Source organism: Bacillus cereus group sp. BfR-BA-01408 (genome assembly GCF_022663305.1).
GTDB classification, from domain to species: domain Bacteria; phylum Bacillota; class Bacilli; order Bacillales; family Bacillaceae_G; genus Bacillus_A; species Bacillus_A pacificus.
Window position 1 is genome coordinate 45,290 of record NZ_JAKUFF010000017.1, and the last position, 21,104, is coordinate 66,393.

Sequence of the window (21,104 nt, forward strand, 5' to 3'; positions counted from 1 at the left end):
GAAGTTATTTACGTATAATAAATCTTAAAAACAGATAAAAAATTGACAAACTGCTTAATATGGTTTATCTTATAATTGTTTTAAAAATTAATAGATGCTTATTTTAACTGTTTGCTATAATTAAGGCTTTAGCATTTTTTTAATATGTAATATTGACTAAATGAAAAAGTTTCTTAATGAAAAGATGGCGCATAACATAAATTGATATATTGGTTGTATAATCTAGGAGATCAGAAATATACTTTTCTTTTTAATAGGAGTAATACATACATTCTTTTATAAAATGGGAGCTCTTCAAAAAACTTTATTGAAGTTAGTTGAAGGGAAACCGACAATCTCCATAATTCAATGATGATATAAAATCATTGAATTATGGAAGTTGTCGGTTTTTTTTATGGAAAAAACGATGTACTAAAAAGAGTGAATGAAAATTGAAATTAAAAAAACTATCGTAATGAAAAGGAATTTTTATAGGTTATTTTCGTTTAGAAGGGAGTATTGTACATGTTAATTTCGCTAAGTTCATCAACATTGTTAATATTATTTTTTATCGCGCTTAGTGCTTCTTGTCTAAGTGGATTATTGTTTTTACATGCAAGGATGCCTTTACGTTTTGTTCATATCCATATTGGTATCGCTGCATTGCCTTCATTGGTTTCTTTACTCGCACTTGTTAATCACAATGGAGATAGGGTTGTAGGGCCTTGGCATTTAGATACTTTAGCTTGGTTCATGGCTTTCTTTGTTCTTACAATTGGTTTAATCATTCAACGTTTTTCTATACGTTACTTACTGGGGGATCGCTCATATCGAAAATACTTTGCACTTTTTACATTTACTACAGGTGTATCTTCGGTTGCATGGTTAAGTAATGATCTTCGTTTCATGATTATTTGTTGGGGAGCAACTCTTATAGGATTGGTTTTACTCATAGGTCTAAATAAAGGATGGAAAGTAGTTAGTGAAGCAACAAAAATCTCTGGCTATTTATTTACAATAAGCTGGATCGCCTTGCTAGCAGCTATCATTTGGCTTTTTCAAATCACTGGACAGTGGCAGTTAACATCAGTTGTAACGAATGAAAATGTAGCTCAATTTGGAAAATTGGAGAAAACAGGAATTAACTTATTCATTATAGTAGCTGTGATGATTCCAGCAGCACAATGGCCTTTCCAAAGATGGTTAATTGAGTCGGCTGTTGCTCCAACTCCTGTTTCTGCTATTATGCATGCGGGGTTAGTAAATGCTGGCGGTATCATGTTAACTAGATTTTCGCCACTGTTTCATGATGATATTGCACAAATCATTTTACTAATTTTCTCTAGTATTTCTGTCTTAATCGGAACAGGAATTAGCCTAGTTCAAGTTGATTATAAACGTCAGCTAGTGGGATCCACTATTGCACAAATGGGGTTTATGCTGATTCAATGCGCATTAGGAGCTTATTTAGCGGCTGTTATTCATTTAATTTTACATGGTTTGTTTAAAGCTACACTGTTTTTACAAGCTGGTTCTTCCGTACAACGTTTTGGGGAAGTGAAGCAGTCTAATGAAAAGATGTCCAATTTATGGATGATAGTCGGGCGTGTTTTCGGATTATTTATAGTGATTGCATTTTGGTTTACGACTTCTGGAGAAGGGTATCAATTCGTTAGTGCGTTCGTCTTAGGGTGGTCATTATACTTTTCATGGAAACAGCTTGTTGTTTTTGGAGAGGGAAGAATGGGAAGAATTGTTGGCCTATTTATTTTAGCTGGATTTTCTCTCATTTACTTTACAGTTCATAATTCTCTTTATAAATGGTTGCATACTGACATGTATCAAAGCGTTCAACCTTCAGCTCCAGCCGTTATCTTTGTTATATGTCTCTTATTATTTGGTAGCGTTATTAGTACTTTCGTTACTCGTAATCAATCCTCTACAATATTTGCTGTAATGTACCTTTGGTTCGTTCGAGTAGGTGAGGCGAGAAGAAAGTCAGTAGAAAGTCATCCAAGTTATCTGAAACATTATGTATCAAAGGGAGGTAATTCGTGATGAGCATACCGTCAATATTAAGGAAAGAGACTTTAAAAAAGAAAGATAAAAATATTAATCTACAAGAAAATAATATAAATGATTTAGTTGTATCTGCTAGCCGAGTGATTGCACCACTTTGGCCGATTGCTACATTTGCAGCTCATCACCCTTGGATGGGGCTTGAAAAGCAATCATTTGAACAAGTTGCAGATTGGTTAAAAGAAATTCGTAATGTGGATATATATCCGAGTGCTTCTATGATTCATTCGGCAAAGGAAAAAGGGGAGATTGAGGAATCATTTTTAAAAAGTGGCTTGTCTCGGTGGCTTGATTCACAATCTTTTCATATTCCGCGAGAGAAAGCGGAGCGTTTTTGCCAAGAAGCTTTAAAGTTAGAAAGATTACCTTCTAGTTTGTTATCATCGCCAGAAGTAAATAAACTGGCAGAAGAAATGAGCTATATAAATACAAGAAGTATGAAAGACTCTTCTATGCAACCTGTAAGTACACTTATAGAGAATCAAAAGGGTGAAAACCTATCTGATATTCTTAATTATCACATCATTAAATGGTGTAAATTATATTTGGATGACTCCGGGGCAAGCTGGACGATGCCAAACCGAGAGAAAGGCTTGTATCGTGCATGGCACCACCTTATTACATTTGATCCAGCGCTCAGTAAAAATGAGCGTAAAGTTTTAAAAGAGTGGCCACAAGATGCCCAGGGAGCTTTAACAAAAGCATTATCTGAACTAGGAATTTCTGAATCTAACAAGCAAGCTTACCTTGAAGGTCACTTGCTTGCTTTGCCTGGATGGGCAGGAATGATACGATGGCGTTCCCAACAATCAATTCAGGAACAGGAACTCGTTATAGAATATTTAGCAGTTCGAATTTCTATGGAGCTAGCCATTGTAAAACCTTATTTACCTATAAAAATTCAAAAGGTTGAGAAAAAAGTTGAGGTTGTCCCACTTATAGCTTCTTGGATCTATTGGGGGGATATTTCAATAGAGGAATGGTTACAAATGTCTGCCACTGAACAAAGTGAATTATTAGCATTTGCCTATCGTTTTGATGAAAATATTCGCAAGAAACTTTGGCTGGAAGCTTGGGAACAGACGCATGCTGAGCAATTAAGGGAGAAGATCGCTTCTAAACAACGTGCAACGAATGATAAAAAACATGTATTAGCTCAATTAGCATTCTGTATTGATGTACGTTCAGAACCGTTTCGTCGCCACCTAGAAAAATTAGGTCCGTTCGAAACGTTTGGAATAGCCGGTTTCTTCGGGTTACCAATTGCGACTAGTGAACTAGGTAGTAATGAAAGTCATCCTTCTTTGCCAGTTATATTAAAACCGAAACATCAAATAAAAGAACTCACGGATGAAAAGGAATTTAAAAATTATAAACAACGCAAGAAGATAGACAGCTCAGTAAGTTATACGTTTAAGACGATGAAACAAAATGTATTGACAAGTATGTTGTTACCTGAGGTAAGTGGCCCTTTACTTGGCTTACAAATGGTGACAAGAAGTTTTGTGCCAAGAAGAGTAGGCAGTTTCATTCGTAACCTTCGTAAAACGATGTTACAAAAACCTGATACAACATTCTCACTTAATCATGTTCATGATACAAAATGTGAGATACCGATCGGTTTTACGAAAGAAGAAAAAGTGAACTATGTGCGTCAAGCTTTAAAAATGGTGGGATTGACAGAAAAATTCGCGCCTTTAGTTGTAATGTGCGGACATAGTAGTCAAAGTACGAACAATCCTTATGCTGCAGCGCTTGAGTGTGGTGCTTGTGGCGGAGCAGCAGGAGGATTCAATGCAAGAGTTTTTGCTACTTTATGTAATCTTCCAGAAGTAAGAGAGGCATTGTCTGCTGAAGGTATTAAAATTCCTGAGGATACCATTTTTGCAGCAGCTGAACATAAAACAACAGTGGACGAATTGGAATGGATTTACGTCCCAAAACTTTCGGAAGCTGCGCAAGAAGCATTTGATCGTATTGAGTCGGTTATGCCAAATGTGAGCCAACATGCAAACAGAGAGCGTTTAACACAATTACCTAATTTTAAAATGAAAATAAAAAATCCGAGTAAAGAGGCACATCGATTTGCAGAAGATTGGAGTGAAATACGTCCAGAATGGGGATTAGCCCGTAATGCATCTTTTATTATCGGACAGCGAGAATTAACGCAGGATTGTGACTTAGAAGGTAGGGCTTTCCTTCATAATTATGATTGGAAACAGGATGAAAGTGGCGATATATTAGCTAGTATCATAGCGGGACCAGGAACAGTAGCGCAGTGGATCAATCTACAATATTACGCTTCAACTGTAGCCCCTCATTATTATGGTAGTGGGAATAAAACAACACAAACTGTAACGTCAGGTCTCGGTGTTATGCAGGGAAATGCAAGTGATTTGTTATCAGGCTTACCTTGGCAATCCGTTATGCAGTCAGATAATGAGACGTATCACTCACCACTTCGTTTACTCATTGTAATTCAAGCGCCTACTAAATATATAGAACGTTTGCTAAAGAATGATTTCACATTTCGAGAAAAAGTTAAAAATGGGTGGGTTAGACTGGCGAGTGTTGATCCAGAAGGACAATGGAAAAATTGGTAACAATCATGTCATGAACAATCAACTATCGTTACTAGTTTAAAAGTTTCATAAATACAATCATGAAGAAGGAGTGCTATATATGAATGCAAAGAATAAAAAGGTTTTATTGTTAACAGACATTGAACACGGGATAGAGCCTATTATCCAACAAGTAACTAACGTTCAACGAGAAAACATGTTGACTATACACAGCTACGATTCTGTAATTGTACATCCTTATGGAGATATAATGAGATCTATTATTATTGCTATTTATGAAGAAAATGTGGAAGAAATTTTTGTTGTCGGAATAGAGGATAAAGAAACTAATGTAGTTAATCTACAAATTCAACGTGATTCCATAAAAAATAACAAGGAACTAGACTATCTCTTTAAAAATTGCATGCCTGAATTTTCAAGTGGTAGTCTTGAGGAATGGCTAAGTGGAAAAGAAAATGTTAGTGAAAATATTGAGAAGAGTATAGATATGATTCGTCATCATCCGTTAGTGCCTTCTAATGTTAAAGTTCATGGTTTCAAGATTGATAGAACAGGTGGAAAAGAAACAGTTGTTGAAGTTTCTGCTAATCAAGTAGTAAAACAAATGCATTCTTATGTGTAAATTATCGATAGATAAGCAACTTTTATTTGGACTTATGTCTTTTACAAAGAGCAAAAGAAATCTTCTATAAATGGGGATCTTTTGCTCTTTTTGTTTGAATTTTTAATGTGTTTTATAGGAGATATCTAATATGTACATAATAAAAATATATAACCTTTTGGATGAAATTTTAAGGACGGATTAGCAGGTGGGAAATAAAAGTTTATGTTGTGATTTATCCCGCTTTAATGGGCAGTAAGACCCCCACCTCAAAATTCAGCGAAAGCAAAGAAGTTAGGCGGGGGATCAACTGCCCATAAAAGTCCGATTGGTTCAACTAATAATCAGTGGGGGATGAAGAAAACCCCCACTGATTAAAGTTTCACTTTATTTTAAGATTATTATTAAAAATAATGGAGATTCTTTAATTATGACAATAAAACAGTTAAAACCTAAAATAATATGGAAAAAAAGAATGTTGCTAACTATTTGTATTGTTTTCGGATTGATTATTGCGGGAGTTGTTTTTTGGAATGTTTCACCTATTCCAAAAGCGTTTCTCATAAAAAAAGCATTTGAAGGTGGAATGTTTGTTCAATCTAACAATTATAAAAATGCTCTAAAAGAGACACGAATTGTTAAAGATATCAATTATAATTCTAAATTTCCTGATGGTACATTAGATATTATTTATCCCAAAAACCTTACGGGAAAAAAATCTGTTATTTTTTGGGTGCACGGGGGTGGGTTTGTAGGTGGAGATAAATCAGACATTACTGGTTATGCAGTAGAATTAGCTGCTCGTGGTTATACAGTAATAAATATAAATTATGCTCTTGCTCCTAAAAGAAAGTATCCTACACCAGTACTACAACTTGGTGAGGCTTACGAATATATAAAAGAAAATGCAAAGAAATATAATGTGAAACTAGATGACCTGTATTTTGCCGGAGATTCTGCTGGAGCGCAAATATCTGGACAATTCGTTACTATTCAAACATCTCCAGATTATGCGAAATTAACTGGAATCGACGCTATTGTTGGTCCTTCTACAATTAAAGGTATACTGCTATTTTGCGGTCCGTATAATATGCCTGCATTAGCTAAAATGGAAACATCCAAAGAAGTACAAGACTTTATGCGTACTACTGGCTGGGCTTACTTTGGGAAAAAGAAGTTTGAAACATTACCTGAAATGGAAATCGCCTCTATTTATCAACACGTTACAAAAGATTATCCACCAACGTTCATTACAGATGGAAATACTGCATCATTTGAAGAGCAAGCTAAAGCATTAGCTTCTACTTTACAAAATAAAGGAGTACCTGTAGATACACTTTTCTTCGATAAAAATATCTCTGGGAAGTTAGCGCATGAATTTCAATTTAAAATGAACACTCCAGCAGGTCAAGAAGCTTTTAACCAAGTTCTTAAATTTCTAAATGAAAATAAATAATATATATACTATTAACTTTTTATAAGCTTAGTTTAATACCAAATATGAGTGGACAAACATATTGTACTAATAATTTAATGATAGCAAGAATAATTTTGATAAGAAGTATATAGTAAGAATGATTTGGAGATACAGATGGGGATATAACTATTTTATTTAGGACGGTGCACTTTAAATGGATTTACAGACAGGGAAATTATATTGGAACACAACTTTTTCTAATACACCTTCTTATCCTCAATTGGAAGAAGATATAAAATGTGACGTACTAATAATAGGAGCAGGGAGTTCCGGTGCTCAATCCGCATACTATTTAAGTGAATCAGATTTAAAGATTGTTGTCGTTGATAAAAGAAAGGTAGGACACGGAAGTAACCTTACAAATACAGCACTTATTCAATATTTAGGTGACAAGATGTTTTTTGAACTTGTAAATACATTTGGAGAAGAGTATGCAGTTAAGCATATGAAATTATGTGAACAAGCTATTAATGATATTGAATATGCTGATCAAAATTCACCTTATTGCTCTGACTTTAAACGACGTGACAGTTTATATTATGCAAGTTATGAAGAGGATATAAAGAAATTAGAGAAAGAACTGTATTATTTACATAAGCATGATTTTAAAGCGACTTGGCTATCAGAGGAACAAATTGGACAGAGATATCCATTTAAAAAACGTGCAGCTATTTATACGTATAACGATGGTGAAATAAATCCGTATAAATTTACACATAGTTTATTAAAACAAGCTTCTAATAAAGGAGTCCACATTTATGAAGATACAGAGATTGTTGGCAAAAAGTTAGAGAAAGAACGTGCTGTTTTTTATACAAAAGGGGGCAATTCTATTACTGCCGATAAAGTAATTGTGGCTGCAGGATATGAAGGTTTGGAATTTAAAAAGGAAAAGAACGCTACACTAATTAGCTCGTATGCAATTGTTACTAATCCTGTAGAAGATTTATCTTCTTGGTATAAACGTACTCTCATTTGGGAAACTGCGAGACCATATATTTATATGAGAACTACTGCAGATAACAGGATTATTATAGGTGGGTTAGATGAAGATACAAACATTGCTCAAGAAAGAGATTCAAAATTAATCCATAAAAAAGAGAAATTAGTGAATGAATTTAATAAGCTCTTTCCAAATATTACGGTTGAACCTGAATTTTATTTAAGCGCTTTTTATGGTGGTACTCATGATGGTTTACCTATAATTGGAATGTATGAAGAGTTTCCAAATTGTCACTTTATCTATGCGTATGGAGATAATGGATTAGTATATAGTATGGCACTTTCTAAAATGGTTCGAGATGTAATTATTAGCGGTTCAAGTCCAGATTTGAATTTATATTTACAAACTAGACCAAAACTAAATGAATAAGCTATATGTACGCAAAATCACAGTAGTATAAAGAAGTGATCGTTTTAACGGTTTTAATTATTTTATATAAGAAGCAATTCTACATTTGTAATCTCTCCAATATATTTTGGGGGGATTTATTTTTTTATTGAAAAATAGTCTAATTAAACTATAATGAGTATATAGTTTAATTAGACTATTTATTCTGTTGGGTGTGAAAAAAGGAGGAAAGAGGTATGGTTGCAAAAGAGACCAACTTACGCTTAGTAATAGCTGGTTTAATGCTAGGCATTTTAATGGCTGCAATGGATAATACAATTGTTGCTACTTCAATTGGTACAATTGTCTCAGATTTGGGTGGATTGGATAAATTCGTCTGGGTTACTTCTGCTTATATGGTTGCAGTTATGGCTGGTATGCCTATTTTTGGGAAATTATCTGATATGTATGGTAGAAAGAGGTTCTATATTTTTGGTTTATTAATCTTCTTAATTGGTTCTGCATTATGTGGTACTGCGCAAAGCATTGTTCAGCTAAGTATTTATCGTGCAATTCAAGGTATAGGTGGGGGTGCACTTATGCCAATCGCCTTTACCATTGTATTTGATATTTTTCCTATTGAAAAAAGAGGAAAAATGACTGGATTATTAGGGGCCGTATTTGGTTCTTCAAGTGTATTAGGACCTTTATTAGGCGCGTATATAACAGAAAATATTAGTTGGCATTGGATTTTTTACGTCAATATTCCAATTGGTTTAATGTCATTAATTTTTATTTTAAAAGCTTATAAAGAAAATAATCCACCTACTAAGCAAAATATTGATTGGTGGGGGGCGATAACGCTCGTAATAGCAGTAATTAGCTTAATGTTCGCTTTAGAATTAGGAGGAAAAAAGTTTAAGTGGGATTCGATACAAATCATTGGGTTATTTACATCGTTTATTGTATTTTTTATTGGCTTCCTATTGGTAGAAAGAAAAGTGAAAGATCCGATCATATCATTTTGGATGTTTAAGCGTAAGGAGTTTGCAATATCTCAAATTATTACATTTTTCTATGGAGCAACATTTGTTATTTTAACAGTATTCATTCCTATTTTTGTTCAGGCTGTATATGGTGGAACAGCAACTAATGCTGGATTAATTTTAACACCAATGATGTTAGGTTCTGTCGTAGGTAGTGCCATTGGCGGAATATTTCAAACGAAAATTAGTTACCGCAACTTAATGTTATTATCTGTAATATCCTTTGGGATAGGTATGTATTTATTAGGAACGATGGATCCGCAAACAAGCCGTGCACTTTTAACGATATACATGATTATAACGGGATTTGGGGTTGGATTTTCGTTTTCTTTACTTCCTACAGTTTCTATTCATAATATGGAACCGAGATTCCGTGGCTCAGCTACTTCAACAAATTCATTCTTTCGTTCACTAGGTATGACAATTGGGGTAACGATTTTTGGCTCCATTCAAAATAGTACCTTTACAGCTAATTTAAAGGATGCTTTTAAGGGAATAGAACACGGTTCCAACATGTTAAATAATTTAGGTGATCCAAGTGCAATATTTCGCTCAGATATAAGGGCCAGTATCCCTACTTTTATTCTTGAAAAAATTATAGCCGCTATGTCATCTTCAATTACTACTGTATTTCTATTAGCTTTAATTCCAATTATCGTTTCATTTATGGCAATATTATTTATGGGGAATGTCAAAGCTGGTACAAAGGATAATAAAGTGAATTCGAATTCATAAATTTTATAAAACAAAAAGATTCTTTGCTTATTTTTAGCTTATACTATTGGTATAGGTTATTAAGGAGTGGAGAATTATGAATACAAAGCTTTTTATGCTGGGTCTTCTTATGGAGAAGAATAGACATCCGTATGAAGTCCAGCAACTTTTAAAAAATAGTGAAATGAAATATTATATAAAAATTACAAAAGGCTCTTTATATTATACATTTGAGCAACTTGAAAAGAAGGGCTTTATAGAAGTTGTTGATATTATTCGTAATGAACAACGCCCTGAACGAACTATTTACGGTATTACTCAAAGTGGTAAACAAGAATTTGAGCATTTATTATTAGAGCAAATGATAAAGAAAGAGGATATGCATCGTCCTATATATGAAGCGTTACTTTTTGCACAATATGGGGAGGAACAATTAATTCTAGAACAGCTAAAAATTAAAATCTCTCAACTGACGTTATATCTTACTACTCTTCAAAAAGTATATGAAGAGAAGTGTGGAAAAGAGAGTTTAGCTAAGCTATATATATTATCTAGTGTCATTTTACATTTAAGAACAGAGTTAAAGATTTTACAGAGTTTATATAATAACGTAAAAAATGAAAAGATAGATAATATAGGAAATGATGTACTTAGAGAGATAGAAAATCAATGTTTATAATGAAGAAGATTATAAAATAAAAAGAACGATTGTTATAATCATTTAAAAATAACAGAAGTACTTGTTCTAATAAAAAATGAATTGTGCTTTAAGAATCAGAAGGGATAGCCATGCAAAATAAAATTATTGTTATGTTTCAAAAAGATTTTCGCTTATATGATAACCCAGCTCTATTTGAAGCTACTCAGTCCGGTGAGGTTGTTCCGGTATATGTACATGATGAAACTTTTTCAATGGGAAGTGCGTCAAAGTGGTGGTTACACCATGCAATAATAGATGTAAAGAAGCAACTTGAGGCATTGGGCTCTACTTTAATCATTCGTAAAGGAAGTACGGAGGAAGAAATACTTTCTCTCATAGAACAGTTAGGTATAACGGCTGTATATTGGAATATTTGTTATGATCCGGACAGATTACAATTTAATCAAAACATGAAAATGATGTTAGAAGATAAAGGTATTACATGTAAGGAATTTAATTCACATTTATTATTAGAACCGTGGATGATTAAAAAGAAAGATAACACTGAATATAAGGTGTTTACGCCTTTTTATAATGCATTTCAAAAGCAGGTAATATCTAAACCTATTAGTAAAGTGCAGCGTATAAAATGGGGAAGTTCTTTACCAGAAAGCTTATCTGTTACAGAATTACACTTGCTGCCGACTATACCGTGGACATCTCATATAGAATCAATATGGGATCCTACAGAAGAAGGGGCATACAAAACATGTAAGAAATTTTTCTCTAGCAAATTAGCCTCTTATAGTGAAGGAAGAGATTTTCCAAATCAAAATGCTCATTCGATGTTGGCACCTTATCTTTCATTTGGTCAAATATCAGTGAGGTGGATGTATCATTACTTAATCAATAAAAGTACCGAAAGACAATGTAGTCTTTTTGAAAAACAAGTGAATAGCTTTATCCGTCAATTAATTTGGCGAGAGTTTTCTTATTATTTACTATATCATTACCCATTTACAGTATATAAACCTCTTAATAAGAATTTTGAACATTTTCCGTGGAATAATGAAGAGGAGTTATTAACAGTATGGCAGAAGGGTGAAACTGGTTATCCGTTTATTGATGCGGGAATGCGGGAACTATGGCAAACAGGTTTTATGCATAATCGAGCAAGAATGGCTGTAGCCTCTTTTCTTGTAAAGCATTTATTAATTCCGTGGCAAGAAGGAGCAAAATGGTTTATGGATACACTACTAGATGCTGATATTGCAAATAATACCATGGGGTGGCAATGGGTTGCTGGAAGTGGAGCGGATGCATCACCGTACTTTCGTATTTTTAACCCGATTACACAAGGAGAAAAGTTTGATAAAGATGGAGAATATATAAGAAAATGGGTACCAGAATTAAAAGATATGCCTAATAAATATATACATAAACCGTGGGAAGCACCTGAGCATATTTTACAAAAGGCTAATATAAAGCTAGGAGATACATACCCTTTGCCAGTTGTTGATCATAAGGCAGCGCGGGAGAGAGCACTTTGTGCATATAAAAGTATGAAAGAATTCGTATGAAATAGGTTAAACAATATGTATTTGGAACTTGAATATTAGAATTTCATCCATTACAAGGACATACTAATCATATAAAGTTTTTATAACCTTCGAGTAAAAAGGAGAATGTTTATGAAAAAATCTAGTATTCTAGTATTTTTACTAACATATGGTTTGTTTTATGTTTCTAGTATTTTATTTCCAATTGATCGTATGTGGTACGATGCGCTGGAAAAGCCGTCTTGGACGCCTTCTGGCATGACAATCGGAATAGTTTGGACGGTATTATATGGACTTATTGCATTATCAGTTGCAATTATTTACAACAAATATGGATGTAAGCCAAAAACATTTTGGTTTATATTCCTTTTAAATTATATGTGCAATCAAGCGTTCAGCTACTTTCAATTCAGTCAAAAAGATTTATTTTTAGCAACAATAGATTGTTTACTAGTCGCTGTTACTACGTTACTTCTCATAGCGGTTTCTTCCAGTTTGTCTAAAGTATCGACATGGTTGCTCATTCCATATTTTTTATGGGCTACATTTGCTACATATTTATCTTGGAGCATTTATAGTATAAATTAAAGGCGTAAATAAAAACTTGAGCATAATAAAAATGCTCGAGTTTTTATGTGTGCTAATGAAAATCTGAAATATAGAATATATACATCTTAGGGAGGTCATCTTTGTGAAGAAATGGATAAAAATTACGCTGTACTCTTTACTCGGTATTTTACTTATAGGAAGTATTACGTTTTTGACTTGGTCTCAGTTTACTTATAAACCAACGAAAGAGGCTTTGTTGTTAGTAGATGATAAAAAAGGTGAAGATCATATCGTTTTTGGAGAGAAAGATGCTAAAATAGGGGTTATTTTTTATCAAGGTGCTAAAGTAGAAGCGGAGGCTTATAGTTACTTGGGAGAAGCTCTTGCAAAAGATGGACACTTTGTAGTAATGCCTAAGTTACCATTAAACTTAGCGATACTTGGAATCAATGCAGTAGACAGTGTAATGGCACAGTATCCTGAAGTTCAAAAATGGTATGTTGCGGGCCATTCAATGGGGGGAGCTATGATTTCTAAGTATGCCTTTCAACATGAGGACAAGGTAGATGGGATCATTTTCTTAGGTTCTTATCCTGCAGATGACTTCTCTACGAAAGCGATTCCGATGTTATCAATTTATGGGGAAGTAGATGCTTTAGCAACTGTAGAAAAAATAGAGGACAATAAAAAGTTTATGTCAAAGAATACAACTATGCACATGATAAAAGGTGGAAACCATGCTCATTTTGGCATGTATGGTGAGCAAAAAGGTGATAATGCTAGCTTAATTACGCCAAAAGCACAACGAGATGAAACAGTGAAAGTAATTGAAGAATGGTTGTTGAAACAATGATAGACGGGAGAGCCAACTCATACGAGACGGCTCTTTTATTTAACTTCTATCTTCAATTTCCCTCTTATTTTCTCCGGAATATCCTCTTCAGCGATAATATCGTAAGAATACACATACTTTCCTTTTACATGAATTTTTAAGTAAGTTTTTCTTATAAAATCATTAGGTGTGTTCGTTCCAACTTTATATTCTGTTTCATTGCTTAATTCATCAACACCTTTTAGTGAGTACACAGCTCTTCCTTTATGATGATAATCTGGAATGCCATATCCCTTCGCAACGGCGTATACATTTTTTTCTTCAGCAATTGGATTAAATCTGTCTAAATCCCCGCGTAATATGAAAGGTAGTAAGTATATAGGAATGCCTATTGCTATTATACAAATTATAAATTTCTTCATGATCGTTTCTCCTTTTATCTATTTACATTTTTCAGTATAGATAAAAGTTCTTATGAATATAGAGGGGAATTCTTTAAGTTTTTCTTAAGAGTTATTTTATTACGGTAAAAGGAGCGAATGCTCACATCGTTAGAGTCGTAACTTTGTATGATGATTCTTTTTTACATAACGAACGAATTTAGCTCTACGATATAATGCATTAGAAAATTTTCATCCATATAGCATTTGGAATGTTACTGGGCAATCGATTTAAAATAGTTAAATATTACTTCTTGAAAGCACACTTTATTACCCATACGATTGTTTAGGATAGTATGTATCTTTATATAATCTTGATATAGATTTCTCTTTATCTTTCTATGAACATGAGATTATCTAAATATGAACAAGCTACACTCTCCTTAGAAAGAAGTGAGGAGAGGGATTTATGGAATATAGTAGAAAAAAAACATTTTGTTTATTAACTATCGCAGGACTAGGTATATGTATAGGTATGTCAAATAGTGAAAGTCCTATAAGTGAAAAGAAACCGCCTGTCATTGTGCAAGAAGTAGAACAAAAACCAGAAGTAGTTGAAAAAGAGAATATATCAATAGAACAAGAAAAAGAGGTAATAAAGCCATTAGATGTTCCGCTTATCTTACAAAAACCAGAATTGATGCGCGGTTGTGAAGTAACAAGTCTCGCTATGGTATTACAATTTTCAGGAGTGAAAGTAGATAAAATGGAATTGGCTTCAAAGATACACTATGTCCCATTTCAAAGTAATGGTTTGAAGGGAAATATGCATAAAGGGTTTATCGGGGATATGGCTACTTTTGATAAACCAGGATTAGGTGTTTTTGTGGAGCCGATTTTAGAATTGGCAAAGTTGTATGTTCCGGATGAAAAAGTGATGAATCTAAGTTATAAAGAACCTGAACACATTTATGAAGCGATAGATCGAGGCCTCCCTGTATGGGTATTAACAAATGCTCGTTTTAAACGATTACCTGATAATCAATTTTATACATGGAGAACAGATACAGGGGAAATGAAAGTGACATATCATCAACATAGTGTTGTTGTGACAGATTATGATGAACAATATGTATATATTAACGATCCACTAAAGAAGGACAAACATAGAGCGATTAATCGAAATAATTTTGAACAGTCTTGGATTCAGATGGGAAGACAAGCGATGACCATTTCGATTTAAAGAGAACGTAGATTGGATGAGAATAGAAATGAAAAAAGTTTTAATTATAGAAGATGAAAAAATTATAAGAGAGACGGTAGCGCATTATTTCTCGCATGATGGATATGATGTGATAACAGCAGAAGATGGCCAGATGGGATTAGAGTTATTTGCTGCACATGATCATGAGGTCAGTTTAATCATACTAGATATTATGCTTCCAGTAATGGATGGGTGGTCAATTTGTAGACGTATTCGCAAGAGTTCTAACGTTCCCATTATTTTATTAACAGCTCGAAGTGATGAGGATGATACATTACTTGGATTTGAACTAGGGGCAGATGATTATGTAACGAAACCATTTAAACCTGCAATTTTATTGGCGAGAGCAAAGCGTTTGTTCAAAGATACAAATCAAAATTTACAATTTCAGGACTGCATTCATTTATGTGGTATTCGCTTAGATAAATCAGCACGTTCTGTTTCAATAGATGGACAAAAGATAGATTTTACACATACAGAGTATGAAATTTTACAATCTTTAATGGAGCATAAGGAACAAGTATTAACGCGAGAGCAATTAATCACAAATATTTGGGGATATGATTATGACGGAGATGATAAAACTCTAACTGCACATATGCGTAATGTACGTTTGAAACTAGGTGAGAAAGCCAAGCACATTACTACAGTTGTTCGTACGGGATATAAGTTTGAGGTAGAGAAATGATGAGAAAGAAAATTGTATTTCAGTTATTTTCTCTTACCTTTTTACTATGCTGCATGATCATCGCAACTATCTTTTTTGGACAAATGTATGTGATGAAGTATATGTATGTAGATAAGGAAAAAGAAAATGTTCAGAAACAATTAAAACAATATTATACATTTTACGAAGAACATAAACAGGATGAAAATAAACTCCAGAGTAAAGAACTATCATATGCGAATCAGCAAGGTATTATGATTGCTAGGCTTGATGAAGTAGCAAACATTAAGAAATTACCATCAGGAGATTACTATATAAAAGCGACTGATAAAAATAATCCAAGTCGAACATCTAAAGTCGTATTTAATAATTTAATTAACGCAAAGAGAGATATGGATTCTAATTTTAGCATTTTAATTACGAGTTTAATCGATAAGACGACCCAAACAGCTATCATGGATACAGTGAGTAAAGGACCAAATAAGGATATTGTTGTTCCTACAACACTAAGGATAAAAGGATACGATGGAAACTTTGTAGCTCCTACATATCATCAGACAATGAAATACATGATGTCAGGCGCTAAAAATGGAATTAAAATTTTTTCAAAAGAAGAAAGTGATAAATATTATTACTTAGAAGGACTTGTAACAGAAATTAGCTTCCCGAATTATAGCAACCCAGAAATTGATAACGCGTTGTACAGTAATGAAGTATTTGCAAATCGTATTTTGCAATTTCAATCGGATTGGATTAGCGATAAAGTAAAATTAAGCGGAGAAGAATGGGTGCAGAATGAAATTAGTATAGATGGAATCAAGTATCTAGAAACGATAAAACCACTCATGAAAGATGGTCAAGTAAAGGAATTTATTTATACGCTATCTTCGTTACAACCAATTACAAAAGCAACAGATGTAATGAGTGATTATTACATATATATTATAGTATTTGTGCTGGTTCTATCGCTTATTGTATGTTTTTATTACTCGAGAATTATCACTAAGCCATTATTAAAGGTGAATGAAGCAACGAAAAAAATAATGGAATTCCAGTTTCAAGACAAGCTTTCTATCAAGTCGAAAAATGAAATTGGAGAGCTTTCCTCTAACATTAATCAGCTCTCAGAAAGAATGGAAGGGTATATCAATCAGTTAAAAAAGGACTTAGAGAAAGAAAAGAAACTAGAACAGACAAGAAAAGATTTCATTGCAGGTGTTTCACATGAATTAAAAACCCCCCTCAGTGTGATGCAAATATCTGCTTCCATGCTGCAAGATGGTATTGCACCTGAAATGAATCAATACTATTGGGACGCATTAGAAAAAGAAATAGAGAAAATGAATGTACTAATTGATGAAATGTTAAACTTAGCTAAATATGAATCAGGAACATATCAAATACAGATGGAGCAAGTTAATATAGTTGACTTAATTCAAAAGGCAGAACAAGATTTACAAGTTCAAATTGATGAAAAATCCCTACAAATCAAATTAAATATAGATGATGTGTGTGTGAAGGGGAAAACGAATTTATTGGAACAGGTTATAACAAACTTGTTTACAAATGCGATTCGTTATACAGATGCAAAACAAATCATTGTGATTGATGTAAAAGAGAAACAACATGACGTATATATAGGGTTTGAGAATAAAGGTTCACATATAGCAGAAGAAAATATAGATAAAATATGGGATCAGTTCTATAGGGGCGATAAATCAAGAAAACGAGTATGTGGTGGAACGGGTCTTGGGCTGTCCATTGTAAAAAATATATTTGATTTACATGATGCGAAATACGGTGTGACCAACACTGAAGACGGTGTATTATTCTACTTCCGTTTAGAAAAGTGGGATGGAAAACAGTTATAGTAAACAGTAAAGGTGCAAAGTTTAATCTAAGGCTTTGCGCCTTTTTTGTTTACTGATTGTTATTGCATAAACAAAGGAATAAAGAGGGAGGTATATATGTGGTATTTTAGATATTTTAACAAACCTGATTTTTAATTCTGACTATAACCTTTTAGCATATTCTTTGAATATCGATTTGGATATAAAGCGTTTAACATTTCATATGGACTCCCATTCCAATATTTTCTCAAAGGTGTCCATAATTTATGTTTTACCAACCATCTTTGCGTATACATATATAATAACTGTTGTTCTGTTAGCTTTTCTTTTTCTTCAATAGTCCACCTCAATGCTTCTAGTGCTCGTTTCCTGTTCCAAAATCCGGTGGGGGTAAATTTAAAAATGGTGAAGTTATCCCTAATACAACAATGAGCTTATTTAAAGATATATTTTCCTGTTTATGTTTTGTATAAGGTGAAAATTTAACACGATTACCTGTATTCCATAATCTTTTGGCCAATATTTATATTGTTTATATACGTAATTTCTTTAAATAAGTAATTTAAGTAAATAAAATTAAATCTAATTAAATTTTATTTACTTAAATTTAATTAGATGTTAATGTATATTTAATTATAATAAATTTTATTTAATTTTTTAATGATTCTACCCTAATAAAAATATTTAACATTTATAACAATAGTGAAAAAGCTATAAAGTTTCATGATTGTCCATTGTTATTTTTATAAATGAGTAAGGATTTATTGTAATTAAATGACTAAGAAAGTTCAGGAAGGCGAATGAGATGAATAAAATTTATAACGAGAAGACACACACAACGATTGAACAATTGTTTAACAAAGTTTCAGCAGAAGGGCCTGGATGTGCATATATTGCGAGTTTTGATAATGGAGTAACGTATAAAGGATCAGTTGGCTTAGCTTCGATAGAAGAAAGTCTTTCTATAACGACAAAAACAATTTTTAATATTGCTTCAATTACGAAACAATTCACAGCATTTTCTATTTTACTCTTAGAACAAGAGGGGAAATTGAGTTTAGATGATTCAATTATAAAGTTTGTTCCTTCCATAGGGACATATGCTGAACCTGTAACGTTGCGACATCTAATTCACCACACTGGTGGACTAGTTGATTATCAGGAATTAGCTGAAGTCGCGAATATTAAAGATACTGATAAATTGACCCCAGAAGAATCACTAGAACACCTTAATAAGCACCAGAGTGCAAGGTTTTCAGTAGGAACTAAATTTGAGTATAGCAATACAGGATATTTTCTATTATCGCAAGTAATAGAAAAGGTGAGTGGTAAGTCTCTACGTGAATTTATGAAGGAGCGTATTTTTAATCCTTTAAATATGAAAGATACAACAATTGTGGATCACTATCCAACTTCTATATCAATCGCTAGGGGATACTTGAAGAATGAACAAGGCGCATATGAAATATATGAAAGCCCTTGGGAACATACAGGTGATGGGGCAGGCCATACAACTGTTGAAGACTTAGTAATATGGGGGAAGAATTTAACCTCGGGTACTGTTGGTGGAAAAGATTTAATGAAAAGGATGAGTGAAATTGGTCCGAAAGTTTCCTCAACTGGAGAGACGATCATTGATAATGAGGATTATGCTTTTGGACTGGAGATTGTAGCTGGCTATAATTGCCGATACTTGGAACATTCAGGGAGATGGGCTGGTTATAGTTCACAATTTATACGTTTCCCACAAGATGGATTATCTATTGTAGTATTAAGTAACTATGAGGATTTTGAGCCTGATAATTATGCTTATGAAATAGCAGAAATTGTTTTAGGTAGAGAAAAAAATAATAAGAAGTAGATTTTTGATTTCTCTCAGACACTGATTGAACAAGAATTGATTTCTTAATTTGAAAAAAGCATGGCGATTCAATGTCTTGCTTTTTTATTTACTGCCGTTTATCTGTTCTATATTCACAAGGCCAACTCGGCTTTGAAAGTATAGGGAAAAGGAGGGAATTTATATTGAAAATGTCTTTAGGTACAACCCAATACCTGAAAAATTCAGTAAATCAAATAGATTTAGTAGAGAAATTAAGCAGGTTATCGATATTCGAGAGCACTAGCTACTACTTGATTTAGAAATAGCAATGGATATTGCGAAAAGAAGATTAAATGTTCAACAGATAGTAGAAGTAATACCATTTATACTTATAAGTACAGATTTTATTATCACTATAAATGAGAATAATCACGAAAAAACAAGGACACTATCTTTAAAGAAAAATATATAACGCAATAAGAGATTTTGAGCATTCAATAAATAGTGGATTTTCAGGATTTAAAACGGTGCCAATTAATGTAAATCATTATTCGGGAAAACGGTGCGATTCTGGAATAGCATAGCTAGGAAATGATCAAACTTTTTTGTGAAAGATTGAAGTTCTATATATTATATTACAATTGCCCCTTTATTTTCTCCGGAATATCCTCTTCAGCGATAATATCGTAAGAATACACATACTTTCCTTTTACATGAATTTTCAAGTAAGTTTTTCTTATAAAATCATTAGGCGTGTTCGTGCCCACTTTATATTCTGTCTCATTTCTTAATTCATCAACACCTTTTAGTGAGTACATAGCTCTTCCTTTATGATGATAATCTGGAATGCCATATCCCTCCGCAACGGCGTATACATTTTTTTCTTCAGCAATTGGATTAAATCTGTCTAAATCCCCGCGTAATATGAAAGGTAGTAAGTATATAGGAAGAGCTATTCCTATTATGCAAATTACAAATTTTTTCATGATCGTTTCTCCTCTTGTTAAATTACTTATTTTTAAGTATAGGAAAAAATTCTTATGAATTTAGAAGTGAATTTCTTAAGTTTTTCTTAAATAGGTGTTTAAAGGAGGGATAACAGTGTATGGTTATTCTTTCGTGCAAATCGTATTATTTGCTACCAAGAAAGCAAATTTATATATATACGGTTCTCTTCCTTTTATGGAAGCTATGATTAAGATTTTGCATAAATGGGAAGTACCAAAGGAATTGATTCATTATGAATCGTTTAGCCCTATTGCAATTTTAGGTGAGTAACTAATACCGGATAGAATTATAGTCATAATAATGTAAGTAAATGGTTTTTTGCGATACTTCAATAGTGAAGTATCGTTTTTTCTTGTATAACTAAAGCACAGCTATGGAATCTGATGTAATGTTGAAAAATGATCCCAAGTAATGATTTGTCTGTTGTAATACTAAGTAACTATGATGAAATTGAATCTAAAAAGTATGCTAATAAAATAGTAAAAATTTTTTAAAAAAGTAAAAAAATAGAGCTTAGATTTGCAATAATAAATGTTTTTTTATCAGATAATTACTTTACCGATAATCGAGATGTTTGCGGATACATTTATTTTTGGGATACATAATTATATTTAGAGAATACCCAGTTACAGTATTTGAATTTTTAATAAGAAGGGATGCGAAGGAATGAACTCACAGAGACAAGGCTATGCAGGCTGGTGGCAAGGCGGACACGGTGGTTGGCC

17 protein-coding genes and 1 pseudogene are annotated in these 21,104 nt (G+C 33.0%); 15 read left to right on the forward strand and 3 right to left on the reverse strand.

Going from position 1 to position 21,104, the window contains the following annotated elements:
• Positions 1-504: 504 nt before the first annotated feature.
• The 10 genes from MR083_RS10485 (at position 505) to MR083_RS10530 (ending at position 13,409) form a co-directional block, all read left to right on the forward strand.
• The gene (locus MR083_RS10485; protein ID WP_242269169.1) at positions 505-2,037 is read left to right on the forward strand and encodes an NADH dehydrogenase subunit 5; all 1,533 of its coding nucleotides are present in this window, start codon (positions 505-507) and stop codon (positions 2,035-2,037) included.
• The gene (locus MR083_RS10490) at positions 2,037-4,661 is read left to right on the forward strand and encodes a DUF2309 domain-containing protein (RefSeq protein WP_242269171.1); all 2,625 of its coding nucleotides are present in this window, start codon (positions 2,037-2,039) and stop codon (positions 4,659-4,661) included. The genes MR083_RS10485 and MR083_RS10490 overlap by 1 nt, the downstream gene beginning before the upstream one ends.
• Before the next feature lie 79 nt (positions 4,662-4,740).
• Positions 4,741-5,262: a carbonic anhydrase gene (locus MR083_RS10495; protein ID WP_000992255.1), complete on the forward strand. Its 522-nt coding sequence runs from the start codon at positions 4,741-4,743 to the stop codon at positions 5,260-5,262.
• Between the two features lie 409 nt (positions 5,263-5,671).
• Entirely contained in the window at positions 5,672-6,697 is a 1,026-nt protein-coding gene (locus tag MR083_RS10500; protein ID WP_016717917.1) for an alpha/beta hydrolase, read from the forward strand.
• 175 nt (positions 6,698-6,872) lie between these two features.
• Positions 6,873-8,090 carry an NAD(P)/FAD-dependent oxidoreductase gene (locus MR083_RS10505; RefSeq protein WP_000365728.1) on the forward strand — a complete coding sequence of 406 codons (1,218 nt, stop codon included), beginning with the start codon at positions 6,873-6,875 and terminating at the stop codon, positions 8,088-8,090.
• 215 nt (positions 8,091-8,305) lie between these two features.
• A complete protein-coding gene (locus tag MR083_RS10510) occupies positions 8,306-9,829 on the forward strand; it encodes an MDR family MFS transporter (RefSeq protein ID WP_016717916.1) in 1,524 nt (507 codons plus the stop codon).
• 76 nt (positions 9,830-9,905) lie between these two features.
• Positions 9,906-10,487 (forward strand): PadR family transcriptional regulator, encoded by a 582-nt coding sequence (locus MR083_RS10515; protein WP_001093178.1) that lies wholly within the window; start codon positions 9,906-9,908, stop codon positions 10,485-10,487.
• Between the two features lie 110 nt (positions 10,488-10,597).
• Entirely contained in the window at positions 10,598-12,028 is a 1,431-nt protein-coding gene (locus tag MR083_RS10520; protein ID WP_242269174.1) for a cryptochrome/photolyase family protein, read from the forward strand.
• Between the two features lie 111 nt (positions 12,029-12,139).
• Positions 12,140-12,595, forward strand: coding sequence for a TspO/MBR family protein (locus MR083_RS10525; RefSeq protein WP_000749772.1), 456 nt, complete (start codon positions 12,140-12,142; stop codon positions 12,593-12,595).
• A gap of 103 nt (positions 12,596-12,698) precedes the next feature.
• Positions 12,699-13,409: an alpha/beta hydrolase gene (locus MR083_RS10530; protein ID WP_016717913.1), complete on the forward strand. Its 711-nt coding sequence runs from the start codon at positions 12,699-12,701 to the stop codon at positions 13,407-13,409.
• Between the two features lie 35 nt (positions 13,410-13,444).
• On the opposite strand, the gene MR083_RS10535 is transcribed toward MR083_RS10530, so the two are convergent.
• On the reverse strand, positions 13,445-13,810 hold the full coding sequence (locus MR083_RS10535; protein WP_016717912.1) for a YxeA family protein: 366 nt from the start codon (positions 13,808-13,810) through the stop codon (positions 13,445-13,447).
• Positions 13,811-14,237: 427 nt separating this feature from the next.
• Between MR083_RS10535 and MR083_RS10540 the strand changes: the two genes are divergently transcribed.
• From MR083_RS10540 to MR083_RS10550, 3 genes are read left to right on the forward strand one after another with little or no spacing between them, the layout of a single operon-like run.
• Positions 14,238-15,011: a C39 family peptidase gene (locus tag MR083_RS10540; RefSeq protein WP_016717911.1), complete on the forward strand. Its 774-nt coding sequence runs from the start codon at positions 14,238-14,240 to the stop codon at positions 15,009-15,011.
• A gap of 28 nt (positions 15,012-15,039) precedes the next feature.
• Complete coding sequence (locus tag MR083_RS10545) at positions 15,040-15,720, forward strand: response regulator transcription factor (RefSeq protein WP_242269176.1); 681 nt, start codon at positions 15,040-15,042, stop codon at positions 15,718-15,720.
• Positions 15,720-17,570 carry a HAMP domain-containing sensor histidine kinase gene (locus MR083_RS10550; protein WP_242269188.1) on the forward strand — a complete coding sequence of 617 codons (1,851 nt, stop codon included), beginning with the start codon at positions 15,720-15,722 and terminating at the stop codon, positions 17,568-17,570. The genes MR083_RS10545 and MR083_RS10550 overlap by 1 nt, the downstream gene beginning before the upstream one ends.
• Before the next feature lie 131 nt (positions 17,571-17,701).
• Here the strand turns inward: MR083_RS10550 and MR083_RS10555 are convergent.
• Positions 17,702-17,950: pseudogene (locus MR083_RS10555) on the reverse strand (DUF4046 domain-containing protein); the annotation flags it as partial.
• Positions 17,951-18,354: 404 nt separating this feature from the next.
• On the opposite strand from MR083_RS10555, the gene MR083_RS10560 reads away from it, so the two are divergent.
• The gene (locus MR083_RS10560) at positions 18,355-19,410 is read left to right on the forward strand and encodes a serine hydrolase domain-containing protein (protein WP_242269179.1); all 1,056 of its coding nucleotides are present in this window, start codon (positions 18,355-18,357) and stop codon (positions 19,408-19,410) included.
• A gap of 596 nt (positions 19,411-20,006) precedes the next feature.
• Here MR083_RS10560 and MR083_RS10565 read toward each other — a convergent pair.
• Positions 20,007-20,357 carry a YxeA family protein gene (locus MR083_RS10565; RefSeq protein WP_242269181.1) on the reverse strand — a complete coding sequence of 117 codons (351 nt, stop codon included), beginning with the start codon at positions 20,355-20,357 and terminating at the stop codon, positions 20,007-20,009.
• Between the two features lie 115 nt (positions 20,358-20,472).
• On the opposite strand from MR083_RS10565, the gene MR083_RS10570 reads away from it, so the two are divergent.
• Complete coding sequence (locus tag MR083_RS10570; protein WP_242269184.1) at positions 20,473-20,649, forward strand: flavohemoprotein; 177 nt, start codon at positions 20,473-20,475, stop codon at positions 20,647-20,649.
• Positions 20,650-21,104 lie beyond the last annotated feature (455 nt).

Excerpts from the sequence above, each read along its gene's own strand:
- MR083_RS10560 (WP_242269179.1), top strand. The coding sequence starts at position 18,355 with ATGAATAAAATTTATAACGAGAAGACACACACAACGATTGAACAATTG.
- MR083_RS10550 (WP_242269188.1), top strand. The coding sequence starts at position 15,720 with ATGAGAAAGAAAATTGTATTTCAGTTATTTTCTCTTACCTTTTTACTA.
- MR083_RS10520 (WP_242269174.1), top strand. The coding sequence starts at position 10,598 with ATGCAAAATAAAATTATTGTTATGTTTCAAAAAGATTTTCGCTTATAT.
- MR083_RS10535 (WP_016717912.1), bottom strand. The coding sequence starts at position 13,810 with ATGAAGAAATTTATAATTTGTATAATAGCAATAGGCATTCCTATATAC.
- MR083_RS10565 (WP_242269181.1), bottom strand. The coding sequence starts at position 20,357 with ATGAAAAAATTTGTAATTTGCATAATAGGAATAGCTCTTCCTATATAC.
- MR083_RS10515 (WP_001093178.1), top strand. The coding sequence starts at position 9,906 with ATGAATACAAAGCTTTTTATGCTGGGTCTTCTTATGGAGAAGAATAGA.
- MR083_RS10510 (WP_016717916.1), top strand. The coding sequence starts at position 8,306 with ATGGTTGCAAAAGAGACCAACTTACGCTTAGTAATAGCTGGTTTAATG.
- MR083_RS10540 (WP_016717911.1), top strand. The coding sequence starts at position 14,238 with ATGGAATATAGTAGAAAAAAAACATTTTGTTTATTAACTATCGCAGGA.
- MR083_RS10545 (WP_242269176.1), top strand. The coding sequence starts at position 15,040 with ATGAAAAAAGTTTTAATTATAGAAGATGAAAAAATTATAAGAGAGACG.
- MR083_RS10485 (WP_242269169.1), top strand. The coding sequence starts at position 505 with ATGTTAATTTCGCTAAGTTCATCAACATTGTTAATATTATTTTTTATC.
- MR083_RS10490 (WP_242269171.1), top strand. The coding sequence starts at position 2,037 with ATGAGCATACCGTCAATATTAAGGAAAGAGACTTTAAAAAAGAAAGAT.
- MR083_RS10495 (WP_000992255.1), top strand. The coding sequence starts at position 4,741 with ATGAATGCAAAGAATAAAAAGGTTTTATTGTTAACAGACATTGAACAC.
- MR083_RS10525 (WP_000749772.1), top strand. The coding sequence starts at position 12,140 with ATGAAAAAATCTAGTATTCTAGTATTTTTACTAACATATGGTTTGTTT.
- MR083_RS10500 (WP_016717917.1), top strand. The coding sequence starts at position 5,672 with ATGACAATAAAACAGTTAAAACCTAAAATAATATGGAAAAAAAGAATG.
- MR083_RS10505 (WP_000365728.1), top strand. The coding sequence starts at position 6,873 with ATGGATTTACAGACAGGGAAATTATATTGGAACACAACTTTTTCTAAT.